13 protein-coding genes are annotated in these 20,481 nt (G+C 67.2%); 12 read left to right on the top strand and 1 reads right to left on the bottom strand.

Translation table 11 applies throughout. From position 1 onward, the window contains the following. The first annotated feature begins 186 nt into the window (after nt 1–186). The 8 genes from C566_RS0119045 to C566_RS22200 all read left to right on the top strand — a co-directional run bounded on the left by C566_RS0119045 (nt 187) and on the right by C566_RS22200 (nt 12,296). Nucleotides 187–2,163 (top strand): amino acid transporter, encoded by a 1,977-nt coding sequence (locus C566_RS0119045; RefSeq protein ID WP_018775952.1) that lies wholly within the window; start codon nt 187–189, stop codon nt 2,161–2,163. A 339-nt stretch (nt 2,164–2,502) separates the two neighbouring features. Next, a complete protein-coding gene (locus tag C566_RS22520) occupies nt 2,503–2,601 on the top strand; it encodes a potassium-transporting ATPase subunit F (protein WP_018775954.1) in 99 nt (32 codons plus the stop codon). A gap of 7 nt (nt 2,602–2,608) precedes the next feature. Further along, on the top strand, nt 2,609–4,276 hold the full coding sequence (kdpA, locus tag C566_RS0119060; RefSeq protein WP_018775955.1) for a potassium-transporting ATPase subunit KdpA: 1,668 nt from the start codon (nt 2,609–2,611) through the stop codon (nt 4,274–4,276). Next, on the top strand, nt 4,273–6,411 hold the full coding sequence (kdpB, locus tag C566_RS0119065) for a potassium-transporting ATPase subunit KdpB (RefSeq protein WP_018775956.1): 2,139 nt from the start codon (nt 4,273–4,275) through the stop codon (nt 6,409–6,411). The genes kdpA and kdpB overlap by 4 nt, the downstream gene beginning before the upstream one ends. A gap of 10 nt (nt 6,412–6,421) precedes the next feature. Then, the gene (kdpC, locus tag C566_RS0119070; protein ID WP_018775957.1) at nt 6,422–7,051 is read left to right on the top strand and encodes a K(+)-transporting ATPase subunit C; all 630 of its coding nucleotides are present in this window, start codon (nt 6,422–6,424) and stop codon (nt 7,049–7,051) included. Between the two features lie 12 nt (nt 7,052–7,063). Further along, nucleotides 7,064–9,742: a DUF4118 domain-containing protein gene (locus C566_RS0119075; RefSeq protein ID WP_018775958.1), complete on the top strand. Its 2,679-nt coding sequence runs from the start codon at nt 7,064–7,066 to the stop codon at nt 9,740–9,742. Next, on the top strand, nt 9,739–10,413 hold the full coding sequence (locus C566_RS0119080) for a response regulator (RefSeq protein WP_018775959.1): 675 nt from the start codon (nt 9,739–9,741) through the stop codon (nt 10,411–10,413). Before C566_RS0119075 ends, C566_RS0119080 begins: the two co-directional genes overlap by 4 nt. A gap of 68 nt (nt 10,414–10,481) precedes the next feature. After that, on the top strand, nt 10,482–12,296 hold the full coding sequence (locus C566_RS22200; protein ID WP_018775960.1) for a sensor domain-containing diguanylate cyclase: 1,815 nt from the start codon (nt 10,482–10,484) through the stop codon (nt 12,294–12,296). On the opposite strand, the gene C566_RS0119090 is transcribed toward C566_RS22200, so the two are convergent. Further along, complete coding sequence (locus tag C566_RS0119090) at nt 12,293–13,426, bottom strand: acyl-CoA dehydrogenase family protein (protein ID WP_231386444.1); 1,134 nt, start codon at nt 13,424–13,426, stop codon at nt 12,293–12,295. The two genes, C566_RS22200 and C566_RS0119090, sit on opposite strands and share 4 nt — an antisense overlap. A 375-nt stretch (nt 13,427–13,801) precedes the next feature. Between C566_RS0119090 and C566_RS0119095 the strand changes: the two genes are divergently transcribed. The 4 genes from C566_RS0119095 (at nt 13,802) to C566_RS0119110 (ending at nt 20,479) form a co-directional block, all read left to right on the top strand. After that, nucleotides 13,802–15,562 (top strand): AMP-binding protein, encoded by a 1,761-nt coding sequence (locus C566_RS0119095; protein ID WP_018775962.1) that lies wholly within the window; start codon nt 13,802–13,804, stop codon nt 15,560–15,562. Nucleotides 15,563–15,564: 2 nt separating this feature from the next. Continuing rightward, entirely contained in the window at nt 15,565–16,071 is a 507-nt protein-coding gene (locus tag C566_RS0119100; RefSeq protein ID WP_018775963.1) for a MarR family winged helix-turn-helix transcriptional regulator, read from the top strand. Between the two features lie 57 nt (nt 16,072–16,128). After that, complete coding sequence (locus tag C566_RS0119105; protein ID WP_026266857.1) at nt 16,129–17,127, top strand: zinc-binding metallopeptidase family protein; 999 nt, start codon at nt 16,129–16,131, stop codon at nt 17,125–17,127. A 175-nt stretch (nt 17,128–17,302) separates the two neighbouring features. Further along, on the top strand, nt 17,303–20,479 hold the full coding sequence (locus C566_RS0119110) for a bifunctional cytochrome P450/NADPH--P450 reductase (RefSeq protein WP_026266858.1): 3,177 nt from the start codon (nt 17,303–17,305) through the stop codon (nt 20,477–20,479). Nucleotides 20,480–20,481 lie beyond the last annotated feature (2 nt).

Below are 20,481 nucleotides of genomic sequence, written 5' to 3' on the forward strand. Positions count from 1 at the left end.
CCACCGATCGTCGCGGATTCGAAATCCCCGCCGCAGCAACCCACTGAGACCGTTCCTCCGCCGCCGGCCGGCGGCTGGAACGTGTTAAGGATCCGTCAAGATCGCCCCCGGGCCGGGAACGGCTCCCGGCGCCGGTGTTATCGTCGGCATTAAACACGATGGTGGGCATCGCGCGGAGAGGCAAAGATGACCACGATGAGCAGGCCACCTTCGGATCCCTCAGCGGCACGGCCGGGAGCCGGGGACAACTTCAGAAGATGGCTGCTGTTCGGCCTGCAGGATGCCAAGGGAATCCACCAGGGCCCCGGGGCCGTGAGCGACTCCCACCTGAAGAAGCACACGTGGTGGCAGGTGATGTGCCTGACCGGCGTCGATTACTTCTCCACCCTGGGCTACCAGCCGGCCATTGCGGCCTTGGCCGCCGGCGTGATCTCGCCGCTGGCGACCATCGTGCTGGTGGCTGTCACCCTGTTGGGCGCCCTCCCGGTGTACCGCCGGGTGGCCGGCGAAAGCCACCGCGGCGAGGGATCCATCGCCATGCTGGAACGGCTGATGCCGCGCTGGGGCGGGAAACTCCTGGTGCTGGTCCTGCTGGGCTTCGCAGCGACGGACTTCATGATCACCATGACGCTGTCCGCCGCAGACGCGACCGCACACGCCATCGAAAACCCCTTCGCACCCGCCTGGATGCAGGGACAGAACGTTGCAGTCACGCTGTTCCTGCTCGCAATGCTGGCCGCCGTGTTCCTCCGCGGCTTCAAGGAAGCCATCGGTGTCGCCGTCGTCCTGGTCGCCATCTACCTGGGCCTGAATGTCGTGGTGGTGATCACGACCCTCTTCGAAGCGTTCACCCACCCGGTTGCCGTGGGCGACTGGTGGCTGGCCCTGACCACCCAGCACGGGAGCCCACTCATGGTGGTCGGGATCGCCCTGCTCGTCTTCCCCAAGCTGGCCCTGGGCCTGTCCGGCTTCGAAACCGGCGTCGCCGTGATGCCGCAGATCCAGGGACGCCCCGGTGACACCGAAGAGAAACCGGCAGGCCGCATCGACGGCGCACGCCGGCTGCTGACCACAGCCGCCGGCATCATGAGCGTTTTCCTCATCACGAGCAGCTTCACCACGGTGGTCCTGATCCCGGAGCAGGACTTCGAACCCGGGGGGCCGGCGAACGGCCGCGCCCTGGCGTACCTGGCCCACGAATACCTGGGGAACGGCTTTGGCACGGTCTATGACCTGAGCACGATCGCCATTCTGTGGTTCGCCGGCGCCTCCGCCATGGCCGGTCTCCTGAACCTCGTGCCGCGTTATTTGCCCCGGTACGGCATGGCCCCGGAGTGGGCCCGGGCCGTGCGGCCGCTCGTGCTGGTGTTCACCGCCGTCGGGTTCCTGATCACCTGGCTGTTCGACGCCGACGTCGACGCCCAGGGCGGCGCCTACGCCACCGGCGTCCTGGTCCTGATGACCTCCGCCGCCGTCGCCGTGACGCTTTCCGCCCGCCGCCGGCGTCAGCGCAAGCGCACCATCGGGTTCGGCATCATCGCCGTGGTGTTCATCTACACCACGGTTGCCAACATCTTCGAACGCCCCGAAGGTATCCGGATCGCCTCGTTCTTCATCCTTGGCATCATCGTGATCTCGCTGCTCTCGAGGGTCCGGCGTTCCTTTGAGCTCCATGCCACCCATGTCCATCTGGACCGTCAAGCGCTGGAATTCATGTCTTCCAGCTTGGACGGGCCCATCTCGCTGATCGCCCACGAACCCCTGCGGCTTAGTGCTGAGGCCTACCGGGACAAACTGACCTCCGCGATTGAAGTCAGCCACCTTCCGCTGGACAAACAGGCGCTCTTCCTGGAAGTCATCGTGGACGATTCCTCCGACTTTGAAACGGCGCTGGAGGTCCGGGGCATCGTCCGGCACGGGTACCAGATCCTGGAGGTCCACGGGCCTGTTGTGCCGAACACCATTGCCTCGGTGCTGCTCCACATCAGGGACGTGACCGGGCTGATGCCGCACATCTACTTCCGCTGGACTGAGGGAAACCCGGTGGTGAACCTCCTACGGTTCCTGTTCCTGGGCGAAGGCGAGATCGCCCCGGTCACGCGCGAAGTGCTGCGCGAGGCCGAGCCGGACGTCACACGGCGGCCCTGGGTCCACGTCGGCTGAGCGCCGGGGATCCCCAGCCCTGAACTCGTTGCCGGCGGAGCCGGCCTCCTCCGCCGCAGCCCCCTTCACCAGCAGCCCTGTTGCCGGTTTCCGCGCCTGTTAAGACGGCGTCAAGATCCGCCGTCCGGGCGTTAAGAAACCATCAGGACCCGGCCTTTTGCCTCTGGGGAGGGATTGACTTTCAGTAGCCCCGCAAACGGGGCGCGGATGAAAGGAACCTGCAATGGCCGACCTGGCTGTTCTCGGAATCCTCATGGTTGCCATGGGGTTCGTTATGTGGATCGGCCACGTCCTGGCCGGGATGGTCGGCAGTGCCGATGACCGGCCGGAGAGTGGCAAGTGAGCGCCGATGCAGTGATGTGGCTCGTTCTGTTACTGGCAGGGCTGTGCCTCTTCGGCTACCTGCTGGCCGTCCTGATCCATCCGGAAAAGTGGTGAGCGGATCATGACCTTCAACCCCGCATCCTTCGCTGTCCAGGTGGCGGCACTCCTTATCGTTCTGGCGGCTGTGCACAAGCCTCTGGGGATCTACCTGACCGGGGTTTTCGAGGGCAAAACGTCGTCCCGGCCCGAGCGTCTGTTCTACCGGCTGTCCGGGATCGACGCCGACACCGAGCAGACCTGGCCCGTCTACCTGCGCAGCGTCCTGGCGTTCTCGGCCGTGTCCATTCTGGCCGTGTTCGGCCTCCAACGTCTTCAGGGCGTCCTGCCCGGCAGCGGCTCCCTGCCTCCCGTGGATCCGTGGGTGGCCATGAACACGGCCATTTCCTTCGTGACCAACACGAACTGGCAGACCTACGTACCGGAGACCACGGTAGGCATTTTTGTGCAGATGGCCCTCCTTGCGGTGCAGAACTTCCTCTCCGCCGCCGTCGGCATCGTCGTCGTCGTCGCCCTCATCCGGGGTATCGCCCGGACCCGCACCGACCGGCTGGGCAACTTCTGGGTGGACCTGACCCGAACATCGTTCCGGGTCCTGCTGCCGATCGCGTTCGTCGCGGCAGTGGTGATGGTCCTCGGCGGTGTGGTGCAGAACTTCTGGCCTACGGACGTCGTCAACCAGGCGTCCGGGGTCAGCCAGACCATTCCCGGCGGTCCCGTCGCGTCCCAGGAAGCCATCAAGATCCTCGGAACCAACGGCGGCGGCTACTTCAATGCCAACTCGGCCCACCCGTTCGAGAACCCCAACTCCCTCATCAGTCTTTTTGAAGTGTTCCTGATCCTGCTCATCCCCTCCGCGTTGCCTTACGCCTACGGCCGGATGGTGGGCGACCAAAAGCAGGGCTATACGGTGGTCGCCGTGATGGGCACCCTGTGGCTGGCCGCCACCGTCCTGATGGGCTGGGCCGTCGCCGCCGGCCAGGGAACCGCGACGGCAGCCGCCGGCGGCCTGGGCGAAGGCTTCGAACAGCGCCTCGGTCCGGTGGCTAGCGCGATCTTTGCCACCTCCACCACGCTGACCTCCACCGGCGCCGTCAACGTCGCCCACGATTCCCTGCCGCCGCTGGCCGGCGGGGTGGCCATGGTCAACATGATGCTCGGCGAAGTCGCCCCCGGCGGAACCGGCTCAGGACTCTACGGCCTGCTGATCCTGTCCATCATTTCCGTCTTCATCGCCGGGCTGATGGTCGGGCGCACCCCGGAGTATTTGGGCAAGAAGATCGGCCCGACGGAAATGAAGCTTGCCGCCATGTACATCCTGGTCACGCCGACCCTGGTGCTCGCCCTGTCCGGAATCACCGTCCTGCTGCCGGACATCATGGCCAACGCGCCGGCAACCGGTCCCCACCAGTTCAGCGAAGTGCTCTACGCCTTCACCTCCGGGGCCAACAACAACGGCTCGGCGTTTGGTGGCATCACCACCTCCGGCCCCTTCATGTCGGTCATGCTGGGCCTGGGCATGCTGCTGGGCCGCTTCCTCCCCATCGTTCTGGTGCTCGCCCTGGCCGGCTCCCTCGCCCGTCAGGGCAAGATTCCCGCCTCCACCGGCACTGTCCCCACCCACGGCCCGCTGTTCGGCACGCTGCTGCTCGGCGTGACAGTGATCATGACTGCCCTGAGCTACTTCCCGGCCCTTGCCCTGGGCCCCCTCGCAGAAGGACTCCTCAAATGACCCGGTCCCACACGGCATTAGCCACGGACACCGACGCCCAGACCTACGCCGACGGCAACCCCCTCGGCACCCCCGGCGAACACAAGCACCACACCAAGGCCCCGGCAAAACTCACGTTCGCGTCCGTCATCGCTGCCCTGCCGCTCGCGGTCCGCAAACTCTCCCCGCGGCAGATGATCCATTCCCCGGTCATGTTCACCGTGCTGGTCGGGGCCGCCCTGTGCACGGCGATCTCCCTGTACCGGCCCTCGGTGTTCGGCATCGCGGTCACGGCGTGGCTGTGGCTCACCGTCCTCTTCGGCACGTTGTCCGAATCCATCGCCGAGGGTCGCGGCAAGGCCCAGGCCGACAGCCTTCGCGCCAGCCGCAAAGGCGTCCACGCCCGGCTCCGCCGGCCCGATGGCACCACCCGCGATGTCCCCGGCACGGAGCTGCGGCTCAATGACGTGGTGATCTGCGAGGCCGGGGACGTCATCCCCTCGGACGGCGAAATCATCGAAGGCCTGGCGAGCGTCGACGAATCGACCATCACCGGCGAATCAGCCCCGGTGATCCGCGAATCCGGCGGTGACCGGTCGTCCGTCACCGGCGGCACGAGGGTCCTCTCGGACCGGATTGTCATCCGTATTACCGCCGAGCCGGGACAGACGTTCATCGACCGGATGATCAAGCTGGTCGAGGGTGCTGTGCGGCAAAAGACGCCCAACGAGATCGCCCTGCACGTGCTCCTGGTGTCCCTGACCATCGTGTTCCTGGTGGTCACCATGTCGCTGGCCCCGTTTGCGGCCCTTGCCGGCGCCACCCCGTCCCCGATCGTGCTGGTCGCCCTGCTCGTCTGCCTGATCCCCACCACCATCGGTGCCCTAGTGCCCGCGATCGGGATCGCCGGGATGGACCGCCTGGTCCAGCACAATGTGCTGGCCACCTCCGGCCGTGCCGTGGAAACCGCCGGGGACATCACCACGTTGCTGCTGGACAAGACCGGCACGATTACGTATGGCAACCGCCGCGCCGTCAATTTCTTCCCCGCCAACCATGTGGAACGGACTCGGATGATCGAAGCGGCCCGGGTCTGCAGCCTGGCCGATGAAACCCCCGAGGGACGCTCCATCCTGGATCTCGCCGCGGACAAGGGCGTGACCGGGTCCGATCTGGCCACACTCGAACGCTCCTCCGGCAATTTTGCCGTGGTCCCCTTCAGCGCCAGCACCCGCATGAGCGGGCTGGACCTTGACGGGTTGCAGATTCGAAAGGGTGCTGCCACCACGGTGGCGGCATTCGTTGCCGACTTCGGCGGGCACACCCCGGCGGAGGTCGACCACCGGGTGCAGGAAATCTCGGCCCAGGGCGGCACCCCCCTGCTGGTCGCCCAGGTGGACAAGGGCGGCCGGGCGGACATCCTGGGAACGATCCATCTTGCCGACGTCGTCAAACCCGGCATGCACGCCCGCTTCGCCGAACTGCGACAAATGGGTATCCGGACCGTGATGATCACCGGTGACAACCCCATCACCGCCAAGGCGATTGCCGCGGAGGCCGGCGTCGATGATTTCCTGGCCGAGGCAACCCCGGAGGACAAGCTCGCGGTCATTAAGAAGGAGCAGTCCGCAGGCCGGCTGGTGGCGATGACCGGAGACGGCACCAACGACGCCCCGGCCCTGGCCGCTGCCGACGTCGGCGTCGCCATGAACTCCGGAACCCCGGCCGCGAAGGACGCTGCCAACATGGTGGACCTTGACTCCGACCCCACCAAACTGATCAACATCGTCGGCATCGGCAAGCAGCTGCTCATCACCCGCGGCGCACTGACCACGTTCTCGGTGGCCAACGACGTCGCCAAGTACTTCGCGATCGTCCCGGCGCTCTTTACCGCTGCTTTCCCGGGGCTTGGACTGCTGAACATCATGGGCCTGGCCACCCCGTCCTCGGCAATCCTGTCCGCAGTGATCTTCAACGCCCTGATCATCATCGCCCTGGTGCCGCTGGCGCTCCGCGGCGTCAAATACCGTGCCGTCTCCGCCAACCAGGCGCTGGCCCGGAACCTGCTGATCTACGGGCTCGGCGGCCTCATCGCACCCTTCATCGGCATCAAGATCATCGACCTCATGATTTCGCTCATCCCCGGAATCGGCTAGGAACATCCCCATGAACATCCTCACCGGCTACCTCCGTCAACTGGGCACCGCCCTGCGGTTCCTGCTCTTCGCCACACTGGTCCTCGGCGTCGCCTACCCCCTGGCCGTCTTCGGCGCAGGACAACTGATCGCCCCGTACCAGGCCAACGGCTCCATCATCAAGGACGGCACCGGCGCCCCGGCTGCGTCCGCCCTGATTGCCCAGGCCGCGGCCGACGACTCCGGCGCCCAGGACCCGCGCTGGTTCCATGCCCGGCCCTCGGCCGTGAAATGGGACCCGGCGTCGTCCTCGGCCAGCAACTTGGGTCCCAACGACCCGAAACTGCTCGACGCCGTCGCCGCCAACCGTTCCGCGGTCGCCGCGGCTGAAGGCGTGGATCCAGCAGCGGTGCCGGCCGACGCCGTGACAGCCAGCGGTTCCGGACTGGACCCGGACATCTCACCCAAATACGCCAGACTGCAGATGGCGCGGGTGGCAGCGGCGAACGGCCTCGGTTCCGACGCCGTGGCTTCCCTCGTGGAGCAATACACCAGCAATGGGCCAGCCGCATTTCTCGGCCAGCCGTCGGTCAACGTGACCGCCCTCAACCTCGCCGTGGCGGCGGCCGCACGGTCGTCGCAGCCGGCTCAATCCAAGTGAGAGAATGACGGCATGGCACGTGGAACGCTGCGGATCTTCCTGGGGGCCGCGCCGGGGGTGGGCAAGACCTACGAGATGCTCGAGGAAGCACACCGGCTCGGCGGACGCGGCGAGGACGTCGTAGTCGCGTTCGCCATGGACCACGGACGCAGCGAGACGCGGGCGCTCCTGGCGGGACTCGAGGTCATCCCGCCCCGGCGCCTGCCCTACCGGGGCACGGAGTTCGAGGAAATGGACCTCGACGCCGTCCTGGCCCGGGCCCCGGGGACCGCGATCGTGGACGAATACGCCCACTCCAACGTCCCGGGCAGCCGCAACGAGAAACGCTGGCAGGACGTCGATGCCCTCCTGGACGCCGGCATCAACGTTCTCTCCACCGTCAACGTCCAGCATCTGGCGTCCCTGGGCGATGTCGTCAGCGCCATCACGGACGTCCACCAGGCGGAGACGGTGCCGGACGACGTCGTCCGGAGGGCTGACCAGATCCATCTCGTGGACATCTCCCCCGAGCTGCTCCGCCAGCGCCTGGGCGACGGCAAGATCTACGCCGCCGAAAAGATCGACGCCGCCCTCTCGAACTATTTCCGCCTCGGCAACCTCACGGCACTGCGCGAACTGGCATTGCTGTGGCTGGCCGACAGGGTGGACGAGGGCCTGGCCAAGTACCGGGCCGAACAGGGCATCGAGGCCAGCTGGCCGGCCCGGGAACGCATCGTGGTGGGGCTGACCGGCAGCCCCGAAGGGGAAGTCCTGATCCGCCGCGGGGCCAGGATCCTCAACCGCGTCAGCGGCGGGGACCTGCTGGCGGTCCACGTCCGGTCCGCCGATGGTCTCGCCGAGGAGTCGCCCCAGGCGCTGGAGGCCCAGCGCCGCCTGATCCTGGACCTGGGCGGCAGCTACCACATCGTGGCCGGAGAGGATCCGGCCGCCGCGCTCCTGGACTTCGCCCGCAGCGTCAACGCGACCCAGATCGTCGTCGGCATCTCCCGGCACAAGAAACTCGCCGGCCTGATCGGAAACCTGCTCGGCGGTGGGGTCGGCACCCGGGTCGTCCGCGATTCCGGGGACATCGACGTCCACATGGTCTCCCATCCGCTGGGCGGCCGCGGAACCCGCCCGGCCCGGGAGCGCGACCTCGGCCGCATCCGAGTCACCGTCGGGTTCGGCCTCGCCGTGCTGCTGCCCATGGTCCTGCAGTTGCTGCTGTCCCTGCTGAACCCGGAGCAGAATGTGGCCGCCGCCATGCTGGTCCAGCTCACCGGATCGGTGGCGGTGGCCCTGATCGGCGGGTTGTGGCCGGCCATCCTGGCCGCGCTGTGGAGCAGCCTCCTGGTGAACTACTTCTCCACCCCGCCGCTGGGCACCCTCACCATCAACGATCCGCAGAACTTCCTGGCCCTGCTGGTGTTTGTGGGCGTCTCGGCCGCAGTTGCCGTTGTGGTCGACTTATCGGCCCGCCGCTCCAAAGAGGCCGCGCGAGCCCGCGCCGAAGCCACGACGCTCGGTGACCTGACGCGCAGTGCAGCCGGCTCGGAGGACACGGTTCAGGCATTGCTGGAACAAGCGCTGAGCGTTTTCCAGGTGCGGGGTGCTGCTGTTTTCAGCCTCGGCTACGGCATCGGGGACGGCGAAAGCGGCGCAGGACCAGACCGGCGATGGCAACTTCAGGCCGCCGTGGGAGATATTCCAGCCCTGTCCGCCGGCCCGCAAGGGGACGATGCCGCCGGCGACAATGTGGAAGAAATCGACGCCTCCACGCGCCTCGTGCTGTTCGGTCGGATTCTGCCGGCAAGCGACCGGCGCCTTCTCGGGGCGTTCGGCGTTCATCTGGCAGCGCAGCTGGAACGCCAGCAACTGGTGGCCAGCCGGCGGGAAATGCTGCGCCTGGCCGAGAGCAACACGATGCGCACCTCCATCCTCCGTGCTGTCTCGCACGACCTGCGCACCCCCCTGGCCGGGATCAAGCTTGCCGTCGGCGGACTACGGCACGACGACGTTCATTTCACCAAGGAAGAGGAGCAGGAGCTGCTGGCTACGATAGAGGAGTGCTCGGACAGGCTGGACGCCCTGGTGGGCAACCTGCTGGACATGTCCAGGATCACCTCGGATGCCGTCAATCCCCTGCTCAAACCCGTGCGGTGGTACGAGGTCATCCCGGGTTCCCTGAGCGCCGTCCCCGCGGGGCGGGTGCGCGTGGACCTGCCCCCCAACATGCCGGAGATTGAAGCCGACCCTGGAATGCTGGAACGGGTGATTGCGAACATCGTCGAGAATGCCGTGAAGTATGCCCCCGATTCGGACATCGTCCTTGTCGGGGCGGCCGGCGGGCTGAGCCCGGCAACACTCGGAGGGCGCCCCGCCGGCGAGTTGCGGATCATCGATCACGGCCGGGGAATCCCGGCGGAGAGAGTCCTGGAAATGTTCCGGCCCTTCCAGCGGCTCGACGACGCCCCGCAGGCCACCGGGATCGGGCTTGGGCTTGCGGTGGCGAAAGGGTTCACGGATGCCATGGGTGGCAGCCTGACCGCGGAAGCTACACCGGGCGGAGGGCTGACAATGATTATTCGGCTTCCGTTGTCCACGGGGACCCCGTATGACGGGCACCGCGCCCAGGCTCCGTTCGAGCCCCGGTCGCAGGTGGCGCGCCGGGCTCATGCGCTGCCCCTTGCCTCCGGGCCGGACGCAGCATGACGTCCGTCCTGGTGGTCGACGACGATCCGCATCTGCTCAGGGCCCTCCGGATCACGCTCCAGGCCCACGGCTACGCCGTCACCACTGCAGTGGACGGGACCTCGGCGCTGTTGGCGGCCACCCAGACCCCGCTCTCCCTCGTCATCCTGGACCTCGGCCTGCCTGACATTGACGGAACCAGCGTCCTCAAGGAACTGCGCGGCTTCAGCAGCGTGCCGGTCCTGGTGCTGTCCGCCAGGCACGGATCCGAAGACAAAGTTGAGGCTCTTGACGCCGGCGCGGATGATTACATCACCAAACCGTTCGGCCTGGACGAGCTCCTTGCCCGGCTTCGGGCCCTGTTGCGCCGCAGCGTCGAAGCGGAACAGGAAGCCGTGGTCAGGACCGAAGCCTTCACCGTGGACCTGGGCCGGCACCGGGTGACCAGGGACGGCGGGGACGTCCGGCTCACGCCCACAGAATGGAAAATTCTGGAGGTTCTGGTCCGGAATCCGGAAAAACTCATCACCCAGCAGCAGTTGCTCTCCAGGGTCTGGGGTCCGGCCTACGCGAAAGAGACCAACTACCTCAGGGTCTACATGGCTCAGCTGCGACGCAAACTGGAGCCGGACACCGCCAGCCCGCGGCATTTGCTCACCGAGGCCGGCATCGGCTACCGGTTCATGCCCTGAGCCTGCCCGCAGACGGTCGGTGATACTGCCGTTTCCCTCCAGGCAACCCGGGCGTGGATACTGGGGCAATGACTAATCGCAGCCCGCTCAACAGGGACGATGCCGGCATATCGCCGTTGCCGGAGATTCCGGCGCAGCTGCGCGCCGTCCTCAATGGGATCCCGGCCATGGTGGGCTATTGGGACACGGGTCTCCGCAACCGTCTGGCCAACGACGCCTACTGCGAGTGGTTCGGGTTCGCGCCCCGGCAGCTTCACGGCATGCACGTCCGGGACGTGCTCGGCGAGACCGTCTTCGAGGCCAACCGGCCGCACATTGAAGGGGCGCTCGCCGGGGAGCCGCAGCAGTTTGACCGGACCCTGGTGGATGCCGCGGGCCGGTCCCGGTTCACCGAGGTGACTTACACCCCCGATTCCCAGGACTGCGTGGTGCAGGGCTTCTTCGTGGTGGTCACGGACATCACCGGGCGGGTGCTGGCCGACCGGCGCCGGCAACAGGACATGGACCGGTACCGTGCCCTGGCGCGAAGCGTCCCCGGCGTCTTCGTCCTCCTCTTCGACGCCGAGCTGCGCTACCTGATCGCCGAAGGCCAGGAACTGGAGACCTTCGGCTACCGCAGGGAAGAACTTGAAGGCCAGCGCATCCAGGACGTGCTCAAGGGCGATCTCGCCAGCGAGCTCGAGCCGCGCTACCGTGCGGCCCTCGCCGGCCGCGACGTGTCATGGAACCGGCGGATCGGCCACCGCACGTACCGGCTGAACGCCGGGCCGGTCTTCTCCGACGACGAGGCCGCGGCCGGCATGGTGGTGGCGGTTGATATCACCGAGCGCCTGCAGCAGCAAAAGGTTTGGGAGGCTTTGCATGAGATAGCCACCGAGGTCGCCCGCAACGCCGCCCCCGCAGCCATCTCCGAGCGGGTGGCCGCGATTGTCCGCGACCTGTTCAACGTCGATTCCGCCGCCGTCGTCCGGTTCACGGGCGCGTCCTCGGCGGAAATCGTCGCCATGGCGCCGACGCTTCCGCCGACGCTGAGCCGGCGGCAGATCTTCGCACCGACGGACGAGTCCGCCACCGTCCGGGTGGCCGTGACCGGCAAACCGGCCCTGGTTGTCTACGGGGCGGAAGGCGGACAGGCCGCGGAGCAGATGCGCGCCGGAGGCTTCCAGTCCGCGGCGGCGGCACCGATCAGGGTCCGCGGCAGCCTGTGGGGCGCGGTGAGCCTGACCTCGAAATCGCGCACCGGGGTCACGGAAGCGATGATGGAGCGGCTGGCCCAGTTCGCGGAGCTCGTCGAGATCGCCATCGGCAACACGGAGGCACGGACCGACCTGGAGCAGCAGGCCACCACCGATGCCCTCAGCGGCCTGCCCAACCGGCGGGCCCTGGAACGGCACCTGGCCGAACACGTTGCGCAGGCCGCGAGCCGCGGGACGCGCCTGAGTGCCGTCGTCCTGGATATCGACCACTTCAAGAGGGTCAATGACACCCACGGCCACCTGACGGGCGACGTGGTCCTGGCGGAGGTCGCGGCGAGGCTCCGGACGGTCGCCCGCGCCAAGGAGATCGTGGCCCGATTCGGCGGCGAGGAGTTCGTGTGGCTGCTTCCGGAGACGGACGGCGCCGAGGCCCTGCGCGCCGCCGAACGCGCCCGCGAGGCCATCGCGTCAGAACCGTTCGGCGACGTTGGTTTCCTGACGATCTCCGCCGGAGTCTGCGAGCAAAGCGACGCCGCGGCCGGCTCGCTCCTGGACTGCGCGGACCGGGCCCTGTACGAGGCCAAGAACGGCGGCCGCAACCGCACGTCCCGCTACGGCCACGCCAGCCCGGCCGCGCAGACCCAGGCAGGCCAGGCGCAGGACGGCACTCAGACGCGGGGAGCCTAGACGAACGCGGACTTCCCCGTCACGGCCCGCGCCACGATCAGTGAATTGATTTCGTAGCTGCCCTCATAGGTATAGAGGATCTCGGCGTCGCCGAAGAGCTTGCCCATCTCGTAGTCGCTGCTGATGCCGTTGCCGCCCAGCAGGGACCGGCCCATCGCCACCGAGGCACGCGCCAGCCGCGTGGTGGTCGCTTTGGCCATGGCGGCCTGGACCATCTCGAGCTTGCCCTCCTCCTGGATGCGCGCCAGCTGGGCCATCAGGGCCAGGGAGGCGGTCGCGTTGCCCAGGATCTCGGCGAGCTGCTGCTGGACGAGCTGGAAGCGGGCCAGTTCCTTGCCGAACTGGCGGCGCTGCAGCGAATAGGCGCGCGCGACGTCGAACGCGGCCAGCTGGATGCCCGCACCCTGCCAGCCCACCCAAGCCCGCGAATCGCGCAGGAGCTCGTTGGCCTTGGAGAAGCTGGTGGCGCCGGGGAGCAGGTTGGCCGCCGGGATGCGGACCTCGTCGAGGACGATGTCCGCGTTCTGCATGATGCGCAGACCGATCTTGTTGGCGATCTTCGTGGCGGTGTAGCCCGGCCGGTCCGTCTCCACGATGAAGCCCTTGATGTGCTGGTCGGCGACGTCCCGGGCCCAAACGAGGGCGAAGTCCGCGATGGTGCCGGCGCCGATCCAACGCTTGGCGCCGTTGATGACCCACTCGTCGCCGTCCAGCCGTGCGGTGGTTTCCAGGCCGCCGGCGATGTCCGAGCCGTGGTCCGGCTCCGTCAGGGCGAACGCCCCGAGCTGGGTGAACGCGGTGAGGCCGGGGAGCCAGCGTGCCTTCTGTTCCGCCGAGCCCAGCTCGTCGATCATGCCGACGATCAGCTCGTTGTGGATGCCGACGAGCGCCGAGAGGGAGACGTCGGCGCGGGCCACCTCGACGTACATGAGCCCCTTGAAGAGCTTGGACGTGCCGTCCGTTTGCAGCCCGCCCAAACCGTATTTGCCGAGTTCGGCGAGCAGTCCGAAGGGAAACTCCTCGCGGTTCCAGTAGTCGATCGACGCGGCCCGGATCCGGGACTGGAGGAATTCCCGGACCTCCTGGTAGCGGAGCTGTTCGTCCGGCGGCAGCAGGTCCACGATGTACATGAGGTCGGCGTCGGGAAACGGCGGCTGCGGTGCGGCAATGGCTGCGTTCGATCCGGTGTTTGTTTCCGCTGTTTTTAAGGCTGTGTTCGATTCCGTGTTTGCTTCGGCTGTGTTTACGGCTGTGTTCAATTCCGCTGTGTTTACGGCTGGCGCCGACTGTCCGCTGGCACGTCCTTGTGGCTGCACGGGCACGTATCCCTTCGTCATGCAACGCCTGCAGAGCAGCGCCGCCCTTCCAAACCCTTGGATGTCCTAGTATATTGCACAGTGACGGGGATCACTAGGCAGGCACTGCCGGCCGGTGGATCCCAGGCAACGGCGCCGTGCCACCGACCGCCCGGAACGGCAGCGCCAGAGGACTTCGAAAGGTGCACCATGACCGTGACTGAGGAATTCCGGGCCGCGCGGGACCGGCTGCTGGCCCTGCGCGGGGACTACGACGGCGCCCGCAGCGAATTCCAGTGGCCCCGCTTCGAGGAGTTCAACTTCGCACTGGACTGGTTCGACCAGCTCGCCGCAGACCCTGCCAAGGCCGACAAGCCTGCGCTGGTGATCGTCGAACAGGACGGGTCCGCGACCCGGCGCAGCTTCGCGGACCTCTCCCGGCGCTCCTCCCAGGTGGCCAACTGGCTGCGCGGGGCGGGTGTGCGGCGCGGGGACCGGATGATCATCATGCTCGGCAACCAGGTGGAACTCTGGGAACTCATGCTGGCCGGCATCAAGCTGGGCATCGTCATGATTCCCACCACCACACTGATGGGACCTGCCGACCTCCAGGACCGGGTGGAGCGCGGCGGCGCGGCCTGGGCCGCCGTCGGCAGTGCCAACATTGCGAAGTTCGCCGACGTCGCCGGCGACTACACGCTGATTGAAATCGGCAGCGGCGCCGGGGACCCCGCCGCCGCTGCCCAGGAGAATGACCAGGACAATGCCTTGCAGTACTACGGGGCCGACGCTGCCGCGGCCGGCGCGGACTTCACCCCGGACGCCCCCACCCTGGCCGACGAGACGCTTTTGCTCTACTTCACCTCGGGCACCACGTCCAAGGCCAAACTCGTGGAACACACGCACACCTCCTACCCGGTGGGACACCTGTCCACGATGTTCTGGATCGGGATGGAACCGGGCGACGTGCACCTCAACGTGGCCTCGCCGGGCTGGGCCAAGCACGCCTGGTCCAATGTGTTCACCCCCTGGATCGCCGAGGCGTGCGTGTTCATCTACAACTACGAACGCTTCGATGCCAGGGCGCTCATGGAGCAGATGGACCGCGAGCGGGTCACGAGTTTCTGCGCCCCGCCCACGGTCTGGCGGATGCTGATCCAGGCGGACCTGACCCTGTTGAAGAATCCGCCCACCAAGGTGGTGTCCGCCGGCGAGCCGCTCAACGCCGAGGTGATCGACCAGGTCCACCGCGCCTGGGGCCAGACCATCCGGGACGGCTTCGGGCAGACCGAATCCACCGTGCAGATCGCGAACACGCCGGGCCAGCCGATCAAGATCGGCGCCATGGGCAGGCCGCTGCCGGGGTACGACGTCGTGCTTGTGGACCCCGCTACTGGTGAGGAGGCCGACGACGGCGAGCTCTGTCTGCGCCTCGACCCCCGCCCTGTGGGGCTCATGAAGGCGTACCACGGCGACCCGGACAAGACGGCGGAGGCGTTCCGTGACGGCTACTACCACACAGGGGACATGGCGAGCCGGGACGAGCGCGGCATCATCACGTATGTGGGCCGCGGCGACGACGTCTTCAAGTCCTCTGACTACCGGCTGTCCCCGTTCGAGCTGGAGAGCGTGCTGATTGAGCACCCGGCGGTGGCGGAGGCCGCCGTCGTCCCCTCCCCTGACCCGCTCAAGCTGTCGGTGCCGAAGGCGTTTGTGGTCCTGGCGGCCGGGCACCAGCCGGGCCCTGAGCTGGCGGAAGACATCCTGCGGTACTGCCGGGAGCACCTGGCGCCGTTCAAAAGGATCCGCCGGCTGGAGTTTGCCGAGCTCCCCAAGACGATCTCCGGCAAGATCCGGCGCGTGGAGCTGCGGCACAGCGAGGAAGTGCGCCACGGCGGCGGGGCCGCCCCGGAAGGCCTCGGCGTCGAGTACTCCGACTCCGATTTCCCCGGGCTCAAGGGTCAGGGCTGAAGATGGGAACACCGCTGCCGCGAGATCCGATCGCCGACGCCCGGCTGAACTGGGAGCGCCACGGCTGGTCCGACGTCGCCGCCCCGATGGCCGCCATCACCGCCATCATGCGGACCCAGCAGATCCTGCTCGGCCGGATCGAGGCGGTGCTCAAGCCGTTCGGGCTCACCTTTGCCCGGTACGAGCTGCTCGCGTTGCTCAGCTTCGCCCGCAGCGGGGCGCTGCCCATGAACAAGGCGAGCGCGCTGCTGCAGGTCCATCCCACCTCGGTCACCAACGCCGTGGACCGGCTCCAGGAGGCCGGGCTGGTGATCCGCTCGCCGCACCCGACAGACGGCCGCACCACCTTGATCGAGCTCACCTCCGACGGGCGCGCCCTGGCCAAACGGGCGACGGCGGTGCTGAACTCCGAGGTCTTCGGCCAGTCCGGCTTCGGCGACCAGGACGTGGACCAGCTGATCCGGATCCTGGGCACCTTCCGCCGGAACGCCGGTGATTTCAGCGGCTGACGCCCGGGCCATGGCGGGCAACGGGTGAGGCCCGGTGGCCGCGGCTAAGATCATGAAGTGAAAAAACAATCCTGCGGTGTCTGCGGTTCGATCGTGTACTTTGAAAATTCGGTCTGCCTGCACTGCGGAACTGACTTGGCCTACCTGCGGAACGCCCGCGCCATAGTCGCGACAGGCAATCAGGGACAGTACACCGATGATTCGGGAGCAACCTGGCACCGGTGCGCCAATTCTTTGCTTTCCGGTTGCACTTGGCTTGCCCGGGAGGGCGGCGGTCAATGCTTCAGCTGTGAACTCACGCGGACTCGACCAAACGACAGCGACGCCAAAGGCCTATCGCAGTTCGTTGCGGCTGAGCGGGCCAAGCGTCGTCTCATTGCTGAGCTCGATTGGCTGGGCCTGCCGATCATCACGCGCGCAGAAGACCCTGACGGGGGACTTGCTTTCGACCTGTTGTCCAGTGTCAAGGAAGATGTGGTGATCGGTCATGCTGACGGTGTGATCACCATCAATCTGGCCGAAAGCGACGATGCCTATCGGGAACGGATGCGTAACCAACTCGATGAGCCGTACCGGACGATGCTCGGGCATTTCCGGCATGAAGTGGGGCACTATTTTGAGACGGTGCTGGTGTTCAGCGATGACGGACGGACGCGCGAGGCCCGTCATCTCTTTGGCGACGACACCAAGGACTACCAGGCAGAGATAGACCGCCACTACAGCGAAGGCGCCCCGGCGGACTGGAATGAACGGTTCATCTCAAAGTACGCAACCATGCACCCCTACGAGGACTTTGCGGAGTCGTTCGCCCATTACCTTCACATCTGCGACACCCTCGACACCGCCCGGGAATTCGGGCTCATCCCCAGCACTCCCCGGGGGACCTCTTTCCAGGAACGTGTGGAAACCGAATGGCTGCCGCTCTCCCTTGCCCTGAACCAGGTCAATCGCAGCATGGGGAAAGATGATCTCTACCCCTTCGTCCTTTCCGGCGCAGTTATCGACAAGCTTGAGTTCGTCCACGGGCTGCGCGCCGCCGCGACGGCCGCCGGCTAAGGAACGCCCCGCCCGCTGACAACGAGGGCGTCCGGGCAGGCGGCAGGAGGCCGGGCAGGAGCTATTCTGTGCGGGATCGGACCGGAGTATCGTGGTGCGGAGCCGGACAGTGCCGTCCGGCCACGCAGCAAGCAGTGCTCACAGCGCGTCCATTGGCGATCGCCCAGGAGTGGCCATGACTTCGCCCAGCGTCCCCATACCGCAGCCTCCCACGAAGCCGGTGGTCGGCAATTTGGCCGACATCGACTCCAGCAAGGGAATCTTAGGAATAGTCGAGGTGGCCGAGCGGTACGGCCCCATTGTGCGGATCCAGTTCTTCAACCGCAGCGTCATCGCCATCTCCTCCCAGGAACTCGTCAACGAAGTGTGCGACGAGTCCCGGTTCGGCAAGGTGCTCGGCGTCTCCCTGCGGCAGGTACGCGACTTTATCGGCGACGGCCTTTTCACGGCAAGAACCGAAGAACCAAACTGGCAAAAGGCCCACCGGATCCTGATGCCGGCATTCGGGCCCGCCGCGCTGAAACGGATGTTCACCGGCATGGACGACATCGCCGAGCAGCTGCTCCTGAAATGGGAGAGGCTCGGCCCCGCGGCCCGGATCGACGTTCCGGACAACACCACCCGGCTGACCCTGGACACCATTGCCCTGTGCTCGTTCAGCTACCGTTTCAACAGCCTCTACCGCGAAGAGATGCATCCCTTCGTCGGAGCCATGGTCCGCTCCCTCGTCGAATCCGGGGAACGGGCCCGCCGGCTGCCGGTCCAGAACAAAATCATGCTGCGCCGACGCCACCAGCTCGAGGAAGACCACGCCCTGATGTTCGAGGTCGCCGACCAGATGATCAGAGACCGTCGGCGCAACCCCAGCCCGGCAGGCAGCGAAGACATTCTGGACACCATGCTCAACGCCGCGGATCCAGTGACCGGCGAGCGCTTGGACGAGGAAAACGTCCGCTACCAGATGGTCACCTTCCTGGTGGCCGGGCATGAGACCACCAGCGGCCTGCTCTCCTTTGCGCTGTACGAACTACTGCGCCACCCGGAGGTCCTCGCCAAGGCGCGCGCCCAGGTGGACGAGGTCCTCGGCACCGAAAGCGCCCGGTTCGAGCACCTGCCCCGGCTGGGGTACCTGGACCAGATCCTCAAGGAGACCCTCCGGCTGTGGCCCACCGCCCCGGCGTTCAACGTCGCCCCGTACGAGGACACGACACTTGGCGGCCGCTACGAGGTCCCGGCAGGCCAGCCCATCCTGGTCCTGATCCCGCAGCTGCACCGGGACAAGGCGGCGTGGGGCGAGGACGCCGGGATCTTCGATCCGGACCGGTTCTCCCCCGTTCGGGCCGCCGAAATCCCTGCCAATGCCTGGAAGCCCTTCGGCAACGGGCAGCGCTCCTGCATCGGCCGGGGATTTGCCCTGCAGGAGGCCATGCTCTTCCTGGCCAAGCTCCTGCAGCGTTTCGAGGTCACGGCGGCGGACCCGGGCTATGAGCTGCAGATCAAACACACGCTGACGATGAAGCCTGAGGGGCTGTTCATCCACGTGCGCAGGCGGGACGTCACCATCGCGGCCGGCCCCACGGCCGCCGTCGAAGCGCGGCAGGCCGAAGCCGCAGCGGCGGCCGCCGCGCCCAACGGCGTCCCGATCCGCGTGCTCTACGGTTCCAATGCGGGCACGTCCAAGGACTTCGCCCAACGCCTCGCCAACGACGCCGGGCGGCGCGGCTACAGCCCCACCATCGGTCCGCTCGACGAGGCGGCCGGCGGGCTGCCAACAGAGGGGCTCGTCGCGATCGTGACGTCCTCCTACGAGGGACAGCCGCCGGACAACGCCCGAAAATTCGTGGCCTGGACCGAAGGCCTGCGGCCGGGCGCCCTCGCCGGGGTGCGGTACACGGTCTTCGGCAACGGCAACAAGGACTGGGCGCGAACCTACCAGGAGGTGCCCAAGGCCATCGACGCACGGCTCGAGGATGCCGGTGCCACCCGGATCTATGCCCGGGGCGAAGCCAACGCCCGCGGCGACTTCTTCGGCGATTTCGAAGAGTGGTACGCGGGATTCTGGCCCGCGGTGGACGCCGCCCTGGGGCAGCGGACCAGCCCGCCGACAGCCCAGCCCGAACTGGAACTGCAGTTCGTCGGCAACGTCAGGGACCCGATGCTGCGCCAAAACGGGCTGGCGCTGGGTACCGTCGTCGCGAACCGGGAACTGGTCGATCTGGCCAAACCCGACGCCCGGTCCAAGCGGCACGTCGAGATCGCCCTGCCCGAGGGGATGAGTTACCGGACCGGGGACTATCTGGCCGTGCTGCCGCTGAATCCCAGCGAACTCGTGCAGCGGGCCCTGGCCCGCTTCAACCTCGACTACGACTCGCACGTCCAGCTGACCATGGAGCGCGGGGACACGTTCCTGCCCACGGGCGCACCGGTGGCCGTGGGCGAACTGTTGAGCAGCTACGTGGAGCTCGCCGTCCCCGCCACCCGCACCCAGCTCGAGGACCTGGCCGATGTCGCGGCGGATCCTGCCCACCGCGCCGAACTTGAGGCCCTGGCGCAGGACCGCGTGCGGTACGCGGCCGAGATCCTCGACAAACGCGTTTCCATCCTTGACCTGCTGGAGACGTACCCGTCATGCCAGCTGTCGTTCACCTCGTTCCTGCAACTGCTCACCCAGCTGACCCCCCGGCGGTACTCCATCTCCTCGTCCCCGCTCTGGAGCCCCGACCACGTGACCCTGACCTTCGCCGTCATCCAGGCTCCGGCGTGGTCCGGCCGCGGGGTCTTCGAAGGGGCCTCGTCCACCTACCTCGCCCAGGCCAGGCCCGGGTCAAGGGTCGCGGTTACTGTCCGTCCCTCGAACGCGGCCTTCCACCCGCCGCCGTCGCTGGCGGTCCCGCTCATCATGGTCTGTGCGGGGACGGGGCTGGCCCCGTTCCGCGGGTTCGTCCAGGACAGGGCGCTGCGGGCCGAGGCCGAGGACACGACGCCGGCGCCCGCCCTGCTGTTCTTCGGCTGCCGCGCCCCGGACACGGATTTCCTCTACCGCGCGGAACTTGCGTCGTGGGCGGACCAAGCCAACCTCGATCTGCGGCCGGTCTTTTCCACCGCACCCGAGGACGGCCTGAAATACGTCCAGGACCGGCTGTGGGCAGACCGGGCCGACGTCGTCGAGCTGGTCCGGCAGGGCGCCACGGTCTACGTTTGCGGCGACGGCAAGCACATGGCGCCGCAGGTCCGGGAGACGTGCGCCCTCATTTACCAGGAAGCGACCGGCGCCTCCAAGGCGGAGGCCGAGGCCTGGATGGATGAAGTGGAGCGCACCCACGGCAGGTACGTGGCCGACATCTTCACCTGATG

It is taken from the genome of Arthrobacter sp. 131MFCol6.1 (assembly GCF_000374925.1).
Classification (GTDB): domain Bacteria; phylum Actinomycetota; class Actinomycetes; order Actinomycetales; family Micrococcaceae; genus Arthrobacter.

Coding starts and splice junctions, on each gene's coding strand:
- C566_RS0119090 (WP_231386444.1), bottom strand. CDS start 13,426: ATGTACATCGTGGACCTGCTGCCGCCGGACGAACAGCTCCGCTACCAG.
- C566_RS0119080 (WP_018775959.1), top strand. CDS start 9,739: ATGACGTCCGTCCTGGTGGTCGACGACGATCCGCATCTGCTCAGGGCC.
- kdpC (WP_018775957.1), top strand. CDS start 6,422: ATGAACATCCTCACCGGCTACCTCCGTCAACTGGGCACCGCCCTGCGG.
- C566_RS0119075 (WP_018775958.1), top strand. CDS start 7,064: ATGGCACGTGGAACGCTGCGGATCTTCCTGGGGGCCGCGCCGGGGGTG.
- kdpA (WP_018775955.1), top strand. CDS start 2,609: ATGACCTTCAACCCCGCATCCTTCGCTGTCCAGGTGGCGGCACTCCTT.
- C566_RS0119110 (WP_026266858.1), top strand. CDS start 17,303: ATGACTTCGCCCAGCGTCCCCATACCGCAGCCTCCCACGAAGCCGGTG.
- C566_RS22200 (WP_018775960.1), top strand. CDS start 10,482: ATGACTAATCGCAGCCCGCTCAACAGGGACGATGCCGGCATATCGCCG.
- C566_RS0119045 (WP_018775952.1), top strand. CDS start 187: ATGACCACGATGAGCAGGCCACCTTCGGATCCCTCAGCGGCACGGCCG.
- C566_RS0119100 (WP_018775963.1), top strand. CDS start 15,565: ATGGGAACACCGCTGCCGCGAGATCCGATCGCCGACGCCCGGCTGAAC.
- C566_RS0119095 (WP_018775962.1), top strand. CDS start 13,802: ATGACCGTGACTGAGGAATTCCGGGCCGCGCGGGACCGGCTGCTGGCC.
- kdpB (WP_018775956.1), top strand. CDS start 4,273: ATGACCCGGTCCCACACGGCATTAGCCACGGACACCGACGCCCAGACC.